At 67.5% G+C, this 13,390-nt stretch carries 14 protein-coding genes, 2 pseudogenes and 1 riboswitch; of the genes and pseudogenes, 6 read left to right on the top strand and 10 right to left on the bottom strand.

Annotated features, from left to right (window positions below):
* Positions 1-133: 133 nt before the first annotated feature.
* The gene (gene thiM / locus ACIA73_RS39155) at positions 134-964 is read right to left on the bottom strand and encodes a hydroxyethylthiazole kinase (RefSeq protein ID WP_399443754.1); all 831 of its coding nucleotides are present in this window, start codon (positions 962-964) and stop codon (positions 134-136) included.
* Positions 958-1,087: riboswitch (TPP riboswitch) on the bottom strand. It overlaps the preceding gene by 7 nt.
* Before the next feature lie 1,085 nt (positions 1,088-2,172).
* Positions 2,173-2,979, bottom strand: coding sequence for a non-homologous end-joining DNA ligase (gene ligD / locus ACIA73_RS39150; protein WP_399443771.1), 807 nt, complete (start codon positions 2,977-2,979; stop codon positions 2,173-2,175).
* 223 nt (positions 2,980-3,202) lie between these two features.
* On the opposite strand from ligD, the gene ACIA73_RS39145 reads away from it, so the two are divergent.
* The 3 genes from ACIA73_RS39145 to ACIA73_RS39135 all read left to right on the top strand — a co-directional run bounded on the left by ACIA73_RS39145 (position 3,203) and on the right by ACIA73_RS39135 (position 6,127).
* Complete coding sequence (locus tag ACIA73_RS39145) at positions 3,203-3,904, top strand: DNA polymerase ligase N-terminal domain-containing protein (RefSeq protein WP_399443753.1); 702 nt, start codon at positions 3,203-3,205, stop codon at positions 3,902-3,904.
* A 244-nt stretch (positions 3,905-4,148) separates the two neighbouring features.
* Entirely contained in the window at positions 4,149-4,973 is an 825-nt protein-coding gene (locus ACIA73_RS39140) for a PP2C family protein-serine/threonine phosphatase (protein ID WP_399443752.1), read from the top strand.
* Between the two features lie 116 nt (positions 4,974-5,089).
* Positions 5,090-6,127, top strand: coding sequence for an MASE1 domain-containing protein (locus ACIA73_RS39135; RefSeq protein WP_399443751.1), 1,038 nt, complete (start codon positions 5,090-5,092; stop codon positions 6,125-6,127).
* A gap of 62 nt (positions 6,128-6,189) precedes the next feature.
* On the opposite strand, the gene ACIA73_RS39130 is transcribed toward ACIA73_RS39135, so the two are convergent.
* The 6 genes and pseudogenes from ACIA73_RS39130 to ACIA73_RS39105 form a co-directional block, all read right to left on the bottom strand.
* Positions 6,190-6,372: a hypothetical protein gene (locus tag ACIA73_RS39130; protein WP_399443750.1), complete on the bottom strand. Its 183-nt coding sequence runs from the start codon at positions 6,370-6,372 to the stop codon at positions 6,190-6,192.
* Positions 6,373-6,399: 27 nt separating this feature from the next.
* A pseudogene (locus ACIA73_RS39125) lies at positions 6,400-6,468 on the bottom strand (hypothetical protein); the annotation flags it as partial.
* A gap of 223 nt (positions 6,469-6,691) precedes the next feature.
* Positions 6,692-7,048: a hypothetical protein gene (locus ACIA73_RS39120; RefSeq protein WP_399443749.1), complete on the bottom strand. Its 357-nt coding sequence runs from the start codon at positions 7,046-7,048 to the stop codon at positions 6,692-6,694.
* 538 nt (positions 7,049-7,586) lie between these two features.
* Complete coding sequence (locus ACIA73_RS39115; RefSeq protein WP_399443748.1) at positions 7,587-8,588, bottom strand: alpha/beta hydrolase; 1,002 nt, start codon at positions 8,586-8,588, stop codon at positions 7,587-7,589.
* Positions 8,589-8,692: 104 nt separating this feature from the next.
* A complete protein-coding gene (locus ACIA73_RS39110) occupies positions 8,693-8,860 on the bottom strand; it encodes a hypothetical protein (RefSeq protein ID WP_399443747.1) in 168 nt (55 codons plus the stop codon).
* Between the two features lie 51 nt (positions 8,861-8,911).
* Positions 8,912-9,268, bottom strand: a pseudogene (locus ACIA73_RS39105) (integrase core domain-containing protein); the annotation flags it as partial.
* A gap of 213 nt (positions 9,269-9,481) precedes the next feature.
* Between ACIA73_RS39105 and ACIA73_RS39100 the strand changes: the two are divergent.
* Together ACIA73_RS39100 and ACIA73_RS39095 are read left to right on the top strand one after the other, a co-directional pair.
* Positions 9,482-9,901: a hypothetical protein gene (locus tag ACIA73_RS39100; protein WP_399443746.1), complete on the top strand. Its 420-nt coding sequence runs from the start codon at positions 9,482-9,484 to the stop codon at positions 9,899-9,901.
* 74 nt (positions 9,902-9,975) lie between these two features.
* Complete coding sequence (locus tag ACIA73_RS39095) at positions 9,976-10,212, top strand: DUF4265 domain-containing protein (protein WP_399443745.1); 237 nt, start codon at positions 9,976-9,978, stop codon at positions 10,210-10,212.
* A 26-nt stretch (positions 10,213-10,238) separates the two neighbouring features.
* Here the strand turns inward: ACIA73_RS39095 and ACIA73_RS39090 are convergent, their stop codons facing one another.
* Both ACIA73_RS39090 and ACIA73_RS39085 read right to left on the bottom strand, forming a co-directional pair.
* On the bottom strand, positions 10,239-10,862 hold the full coding sequence (locus tag ACIA73_RS39090) for a class I SAM-dependent methyltransferase (RefSeq protein ID WP_399443744.1): 624 nt from the start codon (positions 10,860-10,862) through the stop codon (positions 10,239-10,241).
* 229 nt (positions 10,863-11,091) lie between these two features.
* Positions 11,092-11,679: a ScbR family autoregulator-binding transcription factor gene (locus ACIA73_RS39085; RefSeq protein WP_399443743.1), complete on the bottom strand. Its 588-nt coding sequence runs from the start codon at positions 11,677-11,679 to the stop codon at positions 11,092-11,094.
* A 453-nt stretch (positions 11,680-12,132) separates the two neighbouring features.
* On the opposite strand from ACIA73_RS39085, the gene ACIA73_RS39080 reads away from it, so the two are divergent.
* Positions 12,133-13,272 (top strand): IS701 family transposase, encoded by a 1,140-nt coding sequence (locus ACIA73_RS39080; protein ID WP_399443742.1) that lies wholly within the window; start codon positions 12,133-12,135, stop codon positions 13,270-13,272.
* The last annotated feature ends 118 nt before the right edge of the window (positions 13,273-13,390 follow it).

Genomic DNA, 13,390 nt, shown 5'->3' with positions numbered 1-13,390 from the left:
AGTCGTCCACAGGCGGGAGCGTGGGGGAGGGGAGGTCGGCTGGTGTCGGGGTCGCCCCCCGGGCGGGCGCAGGCTGTTCAGCGGGTGGCGTCCAGGCCGCCGCTCATCACAGAACCCCTCAACACCCGCCTGCTCAGCGCAGGTTGACTGCCTCGGTGAGTCGGTCAGGGCCGAGCTCGTACAGAGCGTCGATCAGTGCGACCGCGAACGTGCCGGGCCCCGCAGAGCGGGTAGCGGCGTCCTCCGCGGCCACGGTGAGCAGACAGGTCGCGGCAGCGGCGGCCAGCAGCGCGTCGCCGGTGACGGCCGTACAGGCGGCCACCAGAGCACCCAGCGCACAGCCCGTTCCCGTCACCAGAGGCAGCAGCGGGTGCCCGTTGGCCAGGCGCACCACCCGCGTCCCGTCCGTGAGGACGTCCTCCGGGCCGCTCACCGCCACCGCGCAGCCGTAACGCCTGGCCAGCGCGGTGGCCGCGGCGAGTGCCGCCTCGGGTACGTCCGTGCTGTCCACGCCGCGCCCGCCCGGGCCGCCGTCCAGCGCCAGGATCTCGGAAGGATTGCCGCGAACGACCGCCGGGGGCGCGCTGTCCAGCAGTTCACGGGCGAGTGCGGTGCGCCAGGGCAGCGGACCGACGGCCACCGGGTCGAGCACCCACGGCCGCCCGGCCCCTCCCGCTTCCCCGACCGCGACACGCATCGCCTCGGCCGTCACGGACGTCACCGTCCCCAGGTTCACCAGGACACCCCCGGCCACCCGGGCCAGTGCTCCGGCCTCCTCCGCGCTGTGCACCATCGCGGGGGTGGCCCCTGCGGCGAGCAGTACGTTCGCGGTGAACTGCGACACCACGACGTTGGTCAGGCAGTGCACGAGGGGTGCGGAGGCCCGCAGCGACGCGATCACGTCCGCCACCGCATCACGGGAGACGGCAGCGCCGCGCTGAGCGGATATGACGGCAGGATCCATCGTCAACACCCTTCCTACGCCGGCATTACCCGGTCCAGGTTCATGCGGTCGGCGGAAAGGGGAGCAAACAACTCCCGTCCGCCCTCTCAGCCCGGCTACTCCCGAGCTCCCGCGGTGGTCGCTACGCAATGTACCTCCTTCACGAACGGGAGTTCGCACTCGGGGCACCACACGAAACGACAGGGATCTGCGGACGGAACCGGCTGGCGCCGTCCAGCGAACCTCCAGCGAACAACGGGCACTTTTCAGCCCTGTCCAGGCCTTGGGCCACACTCCGGCGAGCAGTCCACCCACACTGTGCACAGGCCGCGAGAACAGGCCCCGCCGGCAGGGGAGTTCGGTGTGCCACCCGGTCCCGACCGCGCAGCGGTCGACCCGACACGGCTCCGCACCGACCGAGGCCGGTGTGATTCACCGGGTGTAGTACGGGAGCAAGTGAATACTGGGGTTTGCCACGGATTGTGGACATCTCTTGAGAGCCGGATTGTGGGATCCGGTCAGGAGGTGTTCTGGTGGGTACTGCCCGGTATTCAGAAGAGTTCAAGCGGGATGCGGTCGCGCTGGTCGCGAGCGCATGCGGGCCACGCGGCGACCTGATTCCAGGACTCGACCATCCGGTCGGTCCGCCACCTCGCTAGCCGTTCATAGCACCAGCGCACCCCACGGGCCCCGGTCTCCTCGGGAGCTCTGACGGCTCTGGACTATCAAGCGGTCACCGTGCGGCGGGCTCGCACCACCAACACCAACGAGTGATCAAGCGGACAGTGTTGACGGTGGTGGCAACCTCGAAGACACCGAACGCCGCCGCTCTGGATAAGGGTTCGTCATAGGGGTTCGTCCTCTCCGAGATGCGAGGACTTCGGCACCGAACGCCTGGCGCACCGATGAGTTTCCTGCACTGCGGCGGCCCTATTGGCAGCAACGCACACCACGGCAGTACGGCCCTTACGTGAACCGGAGAGACAAGCATGGCAACAGCGCGAGAGCAGTCGGCCGGAGCCGAGGCCCGAGTCACCTCCGCCGACGGCACCGAGATCGCATTCGAGCAGTCGGGCCGCGGGCCGGCCGTCGTCCTGGTTGCCTCGGCACTGGCAGACCGCTCGGACACGACCAAACTCGCGACTCTCCTCGCCCACCACTTCGCTGTGATCAACTACGACCGGCGCGGACGCGGTGCCAGCGGGGACGCGGTGCCAGCGGGGACGCCGCTACTTACGCCCCCGACCGCGAGATTGAAGACATCGCCGCGTTGATCGAACACGTCGGCGGCGTGCGGTCGGCCCCGGTGTGTCCAGCTCGTCCCAGTCCAACGGCACCGCCACGGGCGCACCCGGCCTGGACCGTACGGCGAAAGGAGCGACGACGGTCTGGGCATAGCCGTTGCGTGCGACGTCCAGGTACAGCCGCCCCCTGCGGGCCTCTTTGCGCCCCTCGGTCGTCAGTTCCCGCGGGTGCCGCACCACCAGCGTCTTCGCGGCCGCGCGGGCGAACGTCAGTATGTCGTCGGCGTCGTCGCGTCGGTTCAGCCGTACGACGACGTGCAGTCCGCGCGAGCCGGTGGTCATCAGACCGGACGGCAGGTCCAGCTCGTCGAGCAGCGTGTGCAGCTGGTGGGCGGCACGGCGGACCGGCGCGAAGTCGTCGACGGGCGGGTCGAGGTCGAAAACCAGCCGGTCGGGGCGGCGCGGCTCGTCGGCGCGGCTCAGCCAGCGGTGCGGGTTGATGCAAGCCTGGCTCGCGGGGTAGACCAGCGTCGCGGTGTCGTCGCACACGACGTGCGTGACTCCGCCGCCCTCCTTGGCCACCGGAGCACGGTGGATCCAGTCGGGAAAGTAGTCGGGGACCTCCTTCTGATAGAAGCGGCTTCCGTCGATGCCGTCCGGCATCCGCTCCAGCATCAGGGGTCTGCCGCGCAGCTCAGCCAGCATGCGCGGCGCCACCCGCCGGTAGTGCGCGACGAGATCGGCCTTGGTGAGGCCGTCTTGCGGGAACAGCTCCTTCTCGGCCCGCTTCATCTCGATCTTGCGGCGTCCCACCCGCAGCTCAACGGCTGGACTCACGCGACCACCTCCTTCGTGGTGGCTTCAAGATTGCTGCGTTCGACGCCCGGACGCGACCTGCCCGACTGTGCGGGGACTCGCCGTGCGGGTGCGACGCCGCGTGCGTAGCCTTGCCGTGCTGAGCGGAACGGGCCGGGCCGGGCCGCGCGGGCCAGGGGCCTGTCGGAAGGGAGCTGCGGTGAGCGGGGAGGATGCCCTGCGGACCTACCGCGGGAAGCGGCACTTCGACACGACGAGCGAGCCCAGCGGTGCGCGCTCGGCACAGGACGAAGGCGCGCGCTCGGCACAGGACAAGGGCACACGGCCGACCGGTGACGAGCCGGTGTTCGTGGTGCAGATCCACGACGCGAGCACGATGCACTTCGACTTCCGGCTGGAGGTCGACGGCGTACTGAAGTCCTGGTCCGTCCCCAAGGGCCCCTCCACCGACCCGCACGACAAGAGGCTCGCCGTCCCCACGGAGGACCATGCCCTGGACTACCAGGACTTCGAGGGCGTGATTCCCGAGGGCCAGTACGGCGGCGGAACCGTTCTCGTGTGGGACCGCGGCACCTACCGGCCGACCAGCCACGACAAGCACGACCGGCCCGTGCCGTTCGGTGAATCCCTGGAGAACGGCCATGCCACGTTCGACCTGCACGGCAAGAAGCTCCGAGGGCAGTTCGCGCTCACCCGCTTCCACGGCCGGGAGGAGAAGAGCGGCGGGTCCGACAGCAAGCCGACATGGCTGCTCGTACGGAAGGCCTTGGGCGCCCGCATGGGGGGTGGCACCCCCGACCCGCGTCGAGCCCGCTCGGCGCGCAGCGGCCGCACGCTGCGTCAGGTCGCCGAGGCGCACGGGGCGACTGCCGGGGAGCAGCGCGGCGGGGACCGGGAGTGAGCGGCGATTGCGCGCGGGCAGGGCGGTACGCGGCCAGGGTCGGCCCCGGATTCGACCGGCGCACCCTGCTGGCCCGAGGGCGCAAAGGGTGCGACCGGGGCCGGACCCCGGCACAGTGAGTGACAGGCCCGGAGTGACAGCGCCACGAGTCACAGGGCCATGTCACCGGTGCGCCTGGCGGAAGGCCACTGGACTAAGGCCACTGGACTGTCGTGAGCTGCTCTGACGGAAGCGGGGCGATCGCATGTTTCGTGCACGGGCCGCCGACGACGGGGGCGAGCTGCTCGCCAAGCTCGGCGCGCTGACTGCTCAGGCCCGGGAACTCGCGAAGTCGCAGCGTTCCCGGGTCGAACTGGCAGTGGCCCTGCAGCGCGGCATGCTGCCCCAGGACCTGCCACACCCTCCTGGAGTTCGGCTCGCCGCCGGTTATATGCCCGCCCACCACGGGCTCAACGTCGGTGGGGACTGGTACGACGCCTTCACCATGCCCGACGGACGTGTTGGCCTGTCCATCGGAGACGTGCAGGGGCACAACATCGAGGCCGCTGCCTTCATGGGGCAGGTCCGTGTGGGCCTGCGTGCACTCGCCCACGTGACGAACGACCCCGGGGAATTGCTTGCACGTACCAACGATCTCCTGGTTTCCCTGGGCGCGGACCTGTTCGCCACGTGCATCTTTCTCCGGCTCGACCCGGCCACCGGCGTCCTGGAATGTGCCAGGGCCGGCCATGTCCCGTACATCTGGGCCACGGCCGACGGACGGTCCGGTGCCGACGGCGGAGAATGCGGCCCCCCGCTCGGCGTACTCGAAGGCGCCGAGTACCCCGTGGTCTGCCACCGGCTTACCGTGGGCAGCGTCGTGGTGCTCCTGACCGACGGAGTGGTGGAAGGGCCGTCTCTGAGCCTCGATGAAGGCCTGAGCCGCGCGATGCGGCTCGCCGAGGTCCACACGGCTGCCGGTCTGGGGATCGATGCTCTCGCCAGCAGTCTCATGCGGCTGGCGGACACCGTGGGGCACGAGGACGATGCCGCCGTTCTCGTCGTCGGCCACGACGGTGGTGCCGGGTAGCGGCGGCCGCTGCGCACCGGAGGGGGCGCGCGAGGGGAGAGGTGCCCCCGAAGATCACGGACGTGCCCCGGGGCGGCAGAGCGTTCGCATGGCTGAAACGGCCGACGCGGTGTCTGATGGCCACTGTGTTGGTGACCCGGCGGTATCGCCTGTACTCGGAGGCCGTTCTCAGGACGCTGGCCGTTGCTGCCCTGTACTACGTGGCAGGGCGCGTGGGCCTGCTCGGCGGGCTCACCGTCGAAGGCACGACGGTCACCCCCATCTGGCCACCCACCGGCGTCGCGGTCGCCGCACTGCTTGTCTACGGCGTGTCGGTCTGGCCGGGGATCGCCGTCGGGTCGTTGCTCGTCATCGCCTCCCTCACCACTCCTCAGCCCGCCACGATCTTCACCCTGGCGGGCAACACCCTCGCCCCGATCTGTGCCTGGCTGATGCTGCGCAAGGTCGGATTCCAGGTCGGTGTCTCCCGTGTGCGGGACGGACTGGCTCTGGTATTCCTCGGCGGGCTCGGCGCCATGCTCATCAGCGCGACGGCAGGAGTCGGACTGCAGGTGGTGACCGGTGCCTTGGGGACGGGGGAGTTCTGGTCCGTGTGGCTCGCCTGGTGGGTGGGCGATGCGATGGGCGTACTGCTTGTCACTCCGCTCCTGCTCGTACTGGCGGGAGTGGCCGGGCCGGTGGAGTTCACCCGCTGGAAGGAGATGCTCTGTCTGGGCCTTGCAGTCGTGATCATCGTGCCCCTGGCTGTCCTGGGTGAACTGAGTCTGCTGTTCCTCGTCTTTCCACTGCTGATCTGGGCAGCACTGCGTTTCCAACTGGCCGGGAGCATGGTGTGCGCGCTGTTCGCGTCCGTTCTCACCACATTCGAAGCGAATACGCAGCAGGGCGCATTTCTCGGCTTGTCCGCCGTCGAGGTCATGGTCAAACTTCAGGCTTTCAACGGTGCGGCCGCACTGACGGCGCTCATGCTGTCCGCGATGGTCGCCGAACAGCGCGCCACCCGGCGTTCGGTGCAGGACGCCTGCCGAGAACTCGCCGAGGTGCTGGAGCACCTTGCCGCAGGAGAATCTCCGCCCGATCCCCCCGTCAGGCATGCCGTCCGCCCCCGTCCCGACGACACCGCGACGGGGACGGCCACACGCCCGGGCGCGTAGGGGAGAGACCCGTCCGCAGCCGGGCCATCTCTCTCTGGGCCCCCCGAGGCTGCTATATCGCGTCAAGCCGCTTGAACAAGTTCCTCGATGCTCCTGGTCTTGGTCGCGGTGCGGTCAGTCCGTTCGAGGGTCTTGAAGATCGAGCGACAAATGGCGCGCTTGAGGCATCGCTGTGCCTCGCGAGGGGTCTTTCCCTCGGTTATTCGACGGGCGACGTACGCCTTGGTGACGGGGTCAAGTCGCATGCGGATCAGGGTGATCGTGTGCATGGCGCGGTTGACCTGCCGGTCTCCACTCCGGTTGAGCCGGTGCCGGTTGGTGGGCCCAGAGGAGGCAGGGATTGGTTAGATGCCGGCGACGGACGCGAAGGCGGCTTCCGAGCGGAACCGGCCCTGATGGGACCAGCTGCAGGATCTGAGCTGCGGTGATCGGTCCGACGCCAAGCAGGCCGAGGAGCTCTGGGGCGGCCTCCCGGCTCGGGATGAGGATCTCCTTTTCGAGGTCTTTGGCCTCGGCCTGCAGGGAGCTGGACGCGCTGGGCGGTGGACCGAAGGGCTCGTGCTGTCATCCGGTGCTCAAGCCCGGTTGCTTTCGTCCGCCCCGGTTGGCGGCCCATTTGGCCCGACGTACCTCGACGACGTGCTCGCCGGCCTGGCTGAGGAAGGACGCCAGGCCGGCGCCGTAGCTGCCGATGCCCTCCAGAGCCCAGCAGCGGCGTCCCGGGACGTGCTCGCGGCCGAAGTCCAGCAGACGGCGGTATCCGCGGGCATTTGCCGGTGAGTCGGTGCTGGCCAGGACTGCTCCGATGGGGCTGACAGCCGCTGCTGCGAGGGTTTCCCGGTGGGTAGCGACGCCGATGACGCCGTCGACCTGTTCTGCGAGGACAGCCCTTGACGGGGCGCCAGTTATGTTTCGAGTCATGCCGGATCATCGGCGCCGAGCCTGGCAGCAACCCATCCCGGGCTGCAGGAGAACTCTCACAGTTATCTTTTTCGCGGTCCTGCAACGGGATCGCTGGCCTCCGGGCCCGGCAGGTGCCGTCGGAGACGCTGATGAGAGACCCGGCCACCGCCCGGCCCGGCGCAATGCCGGACAGTTCGCGGGCGAGAGGTCTGCATCATTTCCAGTTCCCGCAGCGTGCGGGGCTCCGCTTACGCCGTCATGGCGGAAGCGAGAAAGGGCAGCGGGAAGGCAGAAGGGTCAGTCACGGAGCATGGTCCTTACCGTCGGTGTGCGGCGGCCGGAAGGATAGGTCAGCGGACTGACAGGGCAGTTGGCCCTTGCCTCGCGATGGCCCGCCCGGCCTTCGCCGTCCTTGTCTCCGCCGCCCCCGAGATCTGCGGCGTACCTGCCCGGGCCGCCTGACAGCGATCGACCACGTACGGGGTTGGGTGTGGCTCTTCTGAAGGGATGTCTGCAGCTCATGGCGGGATCTGCCCTTGACCGTCGGAGCGGACCGTCAGTTGGTGGCGAGAAGGCGTTCGAGCCAGTTGCGGCGTGCCGCGACCGCGGCCTTGCTGATCCGTGCCTCGGGGGCTTTCCGGTCGAAGGAGTGGATTCCGCCGGGCCACACGTGTAGTTCGGCTATGCCGCCGGCCTGCCAGATCCGGTCGGCGTAGGCGAGGACCTCGTCGCGCAGGCACTCGGCGGAGCCGACGTCGAGGTACGCGGGCGGCAGGCCGGCCAGGTCGGTGGCGCGGGCGGGCACGGCGTACTGCGGCACGTCAGCTTCGCCCTGGGCGTCGCCGAGCAGCGAGTTCCAGGCGAACCCGTTACCGCTGCGGTCGAAGAGTTCGACGTCGTCCATCTGCAGGGCCGAGGCGCTGTCGTTGCGGTCGTCGAGCAGGGGGGCGGCCAGCAGTTGGCCGAGCAGGCGGGGGCCGCCCTTGTCGCGTACGTACAGGGCGAGCGCGGCGCTGAGGCCGCCGCCGGCGCTGGGGCCCGTGACGATGATGCGCTCCGGGTCGATGCCGAGCTCGTCCGCGTGGTCGGCGACCCATAGCAGGCCGGCGTAGGCGTCGTTGATCTGGGCGGGGTAGGGGTGCTCGGGCGCGAGCCGGTAGCCGACCGAGATCAGCGTGGCCCCGAGCCCCTCGGCCATGTCGAGTATCTGGTCGAGCCCGAGGCGGTGATCGCTGCAGTAGAAGCCGCCGCCGTGGATGAAGTAGAGCGTCGGCCGTGATGCGGGCGCGCCGGAGGGCGTGCACACCAGCAGCGGGATCTCGGGTGCGCCGTCCAGGCCGGGCACCGAGGGCTGGGAGACGACGAAGCGTCCGCCGCAGTTGAGGTCCTCGATCGCCGCCACTGCGGCGTCGTCCTCCGCGCGGCTCACCGACAGTTTCGCGAGGCTCATCGGCGCCGAGTCCGGTTTCTCCGCCAGGCAGGCGTCATAGACGACCTGAACTTCGACATCGAGGGGCACAGGCACTGCGGGCACCGCATGACCAGTTTCAAGATCCATGCGCGGACGGTAGCGCCCCTGTTCCCTCGCGTCATGCGGTTTTGGGTGCGGTTCTTCTGAAGCGAAGCGCTGTGTTGGGGAATCTCGGTTCAACCAGTTGCGGTTCACCTGCTCCGACGGCGCATGAGCTCCCGTGCCAACTGCCAGACGGTCGCGACCTGCAACGCGCACGCAAGACCAACCCACCAGACGGACTCGCCGGACAGATACGCCTGAACACCGCCCGCAAGAAGCATGGCGCTGACCAGGACCGCCAAGACATCGATCGACAAGCTGAAGCGATTCATCACGCGCGAATTATCGCGATCAAGCCCTCTCCCTGCCTAGATGTACTGACCGGGGACGTTAGTCAATCGTGTGAACGGCGGCTGACTGCCACACGCGGTGTGGGGACGGTGATGGTTGTACTGGTGGAGCCAGCCGGAGAGTGCGCCTCGTCGTTCTTGCTCGCTGGTGTAGCAGCGGGCGTAGGCCCAGCCGTCGGCCATGGTGCGGTGGAAGCGCTCGACCTTTCCGTTGGTCTGCGGACGGTAAGGGCGTGTGAACTTCGGCGTTATCGACAGCGCGTCGCACGTGTCCCGCCACAGGTTTCACCGATAGGCACCTCCGTTGTCCGAGAGCACCTTCTCGATGGTGACGCCGCGCGCGGCGAACCACTCCACCGCGCTGTGCAGCACGCTGAGCCTCCGCCAACTTGAAGCCGTAGGTCAAAGGGCTGGTGTGACTGGTTCCCGCGGCGCTCACGCTGGTCATGGGCGACTGTCTGAGAAGTAGATCGTCCGACGCCCCTAATGTTCGTTACCGGCGGACAGCTAGGGTTGTCGTGTGGGGCTTGAGCTGTGGGAACGGTCGGGCGGGTAGCCGTTGCGGGCGAGGTGGTGCACCTTCGGGCCATGGTCGCGAGGGTCGTTGAAAGGGTTTTGATGCCGGAGAAGTCCTCTCCGCTGTGGTGGCTGTTCGCCCCGCTCAGTGTGGCTTTGTATCTCGCCGCGATGTTCCCCGGGATGATGAACCGGCAGCAGAAGATCTGGGTGTCATGCGGTCCGGTGGCAGGGTTTTTGGCGATCATGGCCCTCAGCGCCAACCATGACTGGTCTCTGCACGAGATGCTTCCCGCCTACTGTGGGGTAATCCTGGGCATCGCCCTGGGGGTCGTGGGCCACTGGAAGGCGATGCGCGACTTCATGACGTGGCGTGCGGAGAATCCGGGCAAGCCTGATGACGAGGGGCCAGGTGTTCCCTGGATGCTGCAGATGGCGTTCACCCTTCCGATTTTCCTCGGTGGCGCGATCTGGTACATGAACACCTACTGACCTCAGCGGTTGACTTCGAGGTGCGTCAGAACCATCAGTGCACGCAGGAGGCGGGTGGCGCGGGCGGGATCGGAGTGAGCATCAGCGACGAGCACGTGAAGGTCCACTTCCGGATGGAAGTGGACGAGGACGGCTGGCCGCCGGCGAGCGTGGAGAGTCTGTGGGCGGTGGACCTCGGTGATGGAACGGTCCGCCTGGACAACACTCCTTGGTTCGTGCGCGGGGTTGCGAGCGACGACATCGTCCGCGTGGAAGTCGACGAGGAGGGCGCCCGCTGGCCTGGGGAGATTGTCAGGGTTTCGAAGAACTGAGGGCCGCACCGGGACCGCCATCGTGATCAGCGCGGCCGTCGTGCCCAGAACAGCACGTGCCCGCTGTGTCCCTCCGGCACGAACTCTTCCTGCTCGACCGTCAGACCACGGGCAGTGATCCAGGCACGATGAGCGGAGGCATCAGCATGGCTCCACCACATGGCGACGCCGCTGCCCAGCCAGTTCTCGTCCGTGCCGGTCCACCCGTGCTGACCTGTGCTGCGCAGAAACCATCCGCCGGGGCGAAGCCATGAGGCAACCGCCTTCAGCAGCGAACGCTGTTCCTCCAACGGGACGTGAATCAGCGCATAGAGGGACACCACGGCATCGAAGAACTCGGCCGGGAAGTCCAGCGAGGTGGCATCGGCCCTGATGAAGTCGGCCCGCGGCACGAGCTCCCGTGCCCGCCGGATCTGCATCTCGCTGATGTCGACACCGGTGACGCGGTGTCCCGCCTCCGCCAGATCACGCACGACCGGCACTCCGCTACCGCAGCCCAAGTCCAACACCCGGCTGCCGTCCTCAAGCCTGACCTTCAAGCTCTCGACCCAAGACCGGTACTTCGAGTCGGCTTCGTAAACCTCGTCATAGCGCAGCGAGAGTGCGTCATACCCGCGCCGAACCATGTCTTTCGGATCGTCAACCGTCATGCTCAAGGACGCTAACGTTCCTGGTCCGGACCAGGCGAGGCACTTTCTCGAGAGCAGCACCTGAGCTCGACCATCACCAACCGGCTCCGACCGTGACCTCGCTCCGGACGAGCCGCACTCAAACCGTTTCGGTTCAATAATTGCAGCGGCGTCGCACGACCCGGGACGCGGTCCGTCTTGCGGGGGCAATGGGTGCCACAGGAATGCGCGCACAGCCGGGCGGACGGACTCAGTTGCCCCCGGGGCGGATACCGCGTAGAGCGATCTTCCAGATCTGCTGGAGTTGGACCACGGCAGTCGACGGCCTGTTGGATTCGACAGCTGCCCTGGCATGCACTTCTGTCCCGGTGAGGAGATGGCTGGCCAAAGAGGCCAAGGTGGTGGCGTGAACCTCGGTGTGCAGGTGGCCGGCCCGCTGTGCCTGGTGCAGAAGCTCGTGCACGGTGGGTAGCCAGGTGGTCGACCAGGCCGGCGCGGTGCCCGAGTGCTCTCGGGTCAATCTGGCTGCCGAGCGTACCGCCGGATCCTCCTCCAGCAGACGCGCTACTTGCAAAGTGAGGTCAACGAGCTGATCGAGCGGCGGGGCTGAGGTAGCGGTGACTTGTTCGATGATGGTCCGCAGAGCCATGCGCCCATAGTCCTGGACAGCATCGGCAAGTTCACTCTTGGTCGAGAAGTGAAAAGTGAGGGCTCCCGTGGTGATTCCGGCCGCCCTGCTGACCTTCAGCATCGAAGTACCGTCGTACCCGTACCGATCGAACTCCGAGGCCGCTGCCCGCACCAGGGCCCGACGCGTTCGCACTGCTCTCTCCTGCATGGTCTCTCCGTGCCCCTTGCTGACCGCGTCGGCGGCCAGAACTACTTCCGTGTTTCTCCGGTACCTGCCTGTCACCGAAGAGGGGCGGGCCTCTCCATGCGTGCCACGAACACGGACTGGACCGTGATGAGGCAGGCGTACGACCCATGGCGCAGAGGCAATGCGCGGCACTAGCGCCAACAGGGCTCCTCTGACGATCTCGCAGGCGGGAGGCACAGCGTCGCGGTCATGTGCCGCTTCCATCAAGTCCCGCACACTGATTGCAGGATTGGCCTGGCCGATTCTCATCTGCTCGGATGTCCTGGCCTCGCAGGAGCGGCAGTCGGCCTACCGGATGTTGTCTGATTCCCGATCCAGCCAAAACATAGTTGACTCCATTATTCTATGGCGGTCAGAGCGTGCTCACCAAGGGAGGGAATCTCCATGACTGTGACCCATTTGTCCCCTGCGCCGATGAACATCACCGCGGGACAGCTCTCTGGCTTCGCCGACACACTCTTCGGTCATCTCTCCCGCGCGGATCAGCGCCGCTGGGGCCAGGCTTACTTACAAGGGTTGTTATCCGCACCTGGGAAGAAGACGGTCCGGGGTCTGGCCGCAGCCATCACCGACTCGCCGACGGCGTCGCAGTCCCTGCAGCAGTTCATCAACTCCAGCCCCTGGGCATGGGAGCCGACCCGTCACCAGCTGGCACGGTGGACCACGGAACGCCTCGAACCACAAGCCTGGACCGTGTCCACGGTGTTGCTGCCCAAACGCGGGAACCACTCCTGCGGCGTCCACCGCCGTTTCGCTCCCCGCTTGGGGCAGAATCTTAATTGCCAAGTCGGCATCGGGCTGTTCCTGTCAGCGCGAAACGTCGCGATCCCGGTTGACTGGCGCCTGTACCTCCCCGAGCACTGGGCACACCCACGGCTGCGGCAGCGTGCGCGTATCCCGGAGGACGTCCAGCCACTGCCTTCCTGGATCCTTGGCTTCAACATGGCTGACGGACTGCGGCGACACACCTCTTTGGCACCTGCTCCCCTAGTGGCCGACTTGCATGACAGTAAGGAGACGGGCGGGCTCGGGCACATGTTGAGCAGATACCGTCATGACTTCGTCATTGCCCTGTCCGACAGCTTCCCGGTCCTGCCCTGCACCTCTACCAACCCGGCCCAGCTGCCCACCCTTGGGGCGTCCGCACCCATCGGCGCATGGCAGAGCCTTGCCCAGAGCGGCACACTGCACAGCCATACCGGATCGGTAGTCATCGGGTCGGGTGGTGTACCACGCAGGACCCGCATCCTGAGCACGCTCGTCTGCCTTTTGCCCGTCGCCGGGCACGGTCCTCACATCCCACGCACGTACCGCCTGTTCGCAGAGTGGAGACCTGGTCGGAAGGGTCCGGCTCGGGTGTGGATCACCAACATGGTGCGCCGCCGCACCGAGGAGCTGCTGTCCCTCGTAGACCTGCAAACAGGCACGGCGGACACGATGAGCGAGCTGGAGCAGGACTTCGGGCTGCTGGATTTCGAGGGCCGCTCCTATCCGGGCTGGCACCACCACATGACCCTGGTTTCGGCTGCGCACGCCTTCCGCCACTTGGCTTGATCTTTAACCTGTTCTGCGTGGACGTGGAGTCGCGGGCTTCTTCGTTTTCGGATTCGTGGCTCCCGTTCACCGGCTCAGGCACGAATTCCGTGAAGTTGATCAGCTACTCGCAACGGTC

This window comes from Streptomyces sp. NPDC051561 (genome assembly GCF_044454195.1).
Classification (GTDB): domain Bacteria; phylum Actinomycetota; class Actinomycetes; order Streptomycetales; family Streptomycetaceae; genus Streptomyces.
The sequence above is the reverse complement of the archived record's forward strand: the minus strand, read 5'-3'. Positions and strand labels throughout refer to the sequence as shown.

What these genes read in the sequence shown, in the direction of transcription:
- thiM (WP_399443754.1), bottom strand. Translation starts at nt 964, where the DNA reads ATGGATCCTGCCGTCATATCCGCTCAGCGCGGCGCTGCCGTCTCCCGT.
- ligD (WP_399443771.1), bottom strand. Translation starts at nt 2,979, where the DNA reads ATGAAGCGGGCCGAGAAGGAGCTGTTCCCGCAAGACGGCCTCACCAAG.
- ACIA73_RS39140 (WP_399443752.1), top strand. Translation starts at nt 4,149, where the DNA reads ATGTTTCGTGCACGGGCCGCCGACGACGGGGGCGAGCTGCTCGCCAAG.
- ACIA73_RS39135 (WP_399443751.1), top strand. Translation starts at nt 5,090, where the DNA reads ATGGCCACTGTGTTGGTGACCCGGCGGTATCGCCTGTACTCGGAGGCC.
- ACIA73_RS39130 (WP_399443750.1), bottom strand. Translation starts at nt 6,372, where the DNA reads ATGCGACTTGACCCCGTCACCAAGGCGTACGTCGCCCGTCGAATAACC.
- ACIA73_RS39120 (WP_399443749.1), bottom strand. Translation starts at nt 7,048, where the DNA reads ATGACTCGAAACATAACTGGCGCCCCGTCAAGGGCTGTCCTCGCAGAA.
- ACIA73_RS39115 (WP_399443748.1), bottom strand. Translation starts at nt 8,588, where the DNA reads ATGGATCTTGAAACTGGTCATGCGGTGCCCGCAGTGCCTGTGCCCCTC.
- ACIA73_RS39100 (WP_399443746.1), top strand. Translation starts at nt 9,482, where the DNA reads ATGGTCGCGAGGGTCGTTGAAAGGGTTTTGATGCCGGAGAAGTCCTCT.
- ACIA73_RS39090 (WP_399443744.1), bottom strand. Translation starts at nt 10,862, where the DNA reads ATGACGGTTGACGATCCGAAAGACATGGTTCGGCGCGGGTATGACGCA.
- ACIA73_RS39085 (WP_399443743.1), bottom strand. Translation starts at nt 11,679, where the DNA reads ATGCAGGAGAGAGCAGTGCGAACGCGTCGGGCCCTGGTGCGGGCAGCG.
- ACIA73_RS39080 (WP_399443742.1), top strand. Translation starts at nt 12,133, where the DNA reads ATGAACATCACCGCGGGACAGCTCTCTGGCTTCGCCGACACACTCTTC.